This window comes from Brevundimonas sp., from assembly GCF_036659295.1.
Lineage (GTDB): Bacteria > Pseudomonadota > Alphaproteobacteria > Caulobacterales > Caulobacteraceae > Brevundimonas.
The window spans coordinates 1-565 of sequence record NZ_JAVXCU010000180.1; the positions used below are offsets into that span (position 1 = coordinate 1).

At 60.7% G+C, this 565-nt stretch carries 1 protein-coding gene; it reads left to right on the forward strand.

Annotated elements, in window-relative coordinates:
* Positions 1-472, forward strand: a 472-nt coding sequence (locus RSB01_RS14240; RefSeq protein WP_332625778.1) for an aconitase family protein, incomplete at its 5' end; no start/stop codon positions are given.
* Positions 473-565: the final 93 nt, after the last annotated feature.

The window sequence follows — 565 nt, forward strand, 5'->3', positions numbered from 1 at the left end:
CATGACCAACATCGGTCACTTCCGCGCTGCCGGTAAGCTGCTGGAGCAGGTCAAGGGCCAGCTGCCAACCCGTCTGTGGCTGTCGCCGCCGACCAAGATGGACGCTCACCAACTGACCGAAGAAGGCTACTACGGCATCTACGGCAAGGCTGGCGCGCGCATGGAAATGCCGGGCTGCTCGCTGTGCATGGGTAACCAGGCACGTGTTGAGCCGAACTCGACCGTCGTGTCGACTTCGACCCGTAACTTCCCGAACCGTCTGGGTGATGGCGCGAACGTCTACCTGGCTTCGGCTGAGCTGGCGGCGGTCGCTTCCACTCTGGGTCGCCTGCCGACCGTCGAAGAATACATGGGCTACGCAGCGAAACTGGACACCATGGCCAGTGACGTCTACCGCTACCTGAACTTCGACCAGATCGCCGAGTTCCGCAAGATCGCAGCAAGCGCCAACATCCCGGTGATTCAAGCCTAACGGTGTGTTGATGTGAAAGGCGCCGCGTATCGCAAGGTACGCGGCGTTTTTTTGCGTGCGCCAAAAGGGTAACGGATGTCAATCCAGGCTCCC